Origin of the sequence: Nocardia barduliensis (assembly GCF_013315795.1) — a bacterium.
GTDB lineage: Bacteria > Actinomycetota > Actinomycetes > Mycobacteriales > Mycobacteriaceae > Nocardia > Nocardia barduliensis.
Map to the genome: position 1 here is coordinate 1 of NZ_JABLTE010000269.1, position 1,037 is coordinate 1,037.

A 1,037-nucleotide genomic window follows, 5' to 3' on the forward strand; every position below is an offset into this window, starting at 1 on the left:
TCCTACTACAGGGCTCCGTAGTTGGTTGGTACTCTCGGCGGGGTGACCGCCGCCCCGCCCTCGCGTCGCATACCTGTGCGCCTGCTCGCGGTGCCGGCGGCGCTCGTGGGAATTGCGCTGATGCACGACCTGTCGTGATCGCCGTGTCAGGTCGTGATCGCCGTGTTGTTCAGCGGCGTCCCTCGGTTGCATGGGTGTTGGTGGTAGAGCGGACGCCGGGGGTGGGCAGCCACCAGTTCCAGTTGCCGAGCAGGCGCATGAGGGCGGGGACGAGGACGAGGCGGATCAGGACGGCGTCGATGGCTACCGCAACGGCGAGGGCGAGTCCGAGTTGCTCGAGTTCGAGGATGTCGGCGGTGAGGAAGCTGGCGAAGATGGCGATCATGATCGCGGCGGCTGCGGTGATGGGGCGCGCGGTGTGGGTGAGCCCGGCGGCGACGGCGTGCTGGTTGTCGCCGCTGGCGTCCCAGTATTCGCGGATGCGGCGGATGAGGAAGACCTCGTAGTCCATCGAGAGCCCGAACAGCAGCGCGAACACCACGGTGGGCAGGTAGACCTGCACGAAGCCGGGGCTGGTGAAGTCCAGGACGTTCTCGCCGAGCCCCCATTGGAAGACCGCGACGGTGATGCCGAGAGCGGCGCCGGTGGCGAGCAGGTTCATCGCGATGGCCTTGACCGGCAGGGCGATGCTGCGGAACGCCGCGGTGAGGAAGGCCAGTGACGCGGTCAGCACCAGGGCCACGACCAGCGGCAGTTTGGCGGTCATCTCGTCGGACAGGTCGACGAATTCGGCGGTGCTGCCACCGATGCGGATCTCGGCTCCGGTCGCGGCGGCCGCTGTGGTGCGGAGGTCGCGGATGAGGTCGGTGGCGGCCATCGAGTCGAACGTCACCGCCGGGATCGCCATCGCGAGCACGCGTCCGTCGCCGACCTGCGCGGGGAGCACGGTGTCGATGCGGGTGTCGCGGCCGATCTCGGCGAGGAACCCGTTGACCTGTGTTGCGGCGGCGGGGGTGAGTGGGGTTGTCTCTTATACA

At 68.4% G+C, this 1,037-nt stretch carries 1 protein-coding gene; it reads right to left on the reverse strand.

The features are described 5' to 3' along the window. Nucleotides 1-169: 169 nt before the first annotated feature. The gene (locus tag HOV91_RS39130) at nt 170-946 is read right to left on the reverse strand and encodes an MMPL family transporter (RefSeq protein WP_438822733.1); all 777 of its coding nucleotides are present in this window, start codon (nt 944-946) and stop codon (nt 170-172) included. Nucleotides 947-1,037 lie beyond the last annotated feature (91 nt).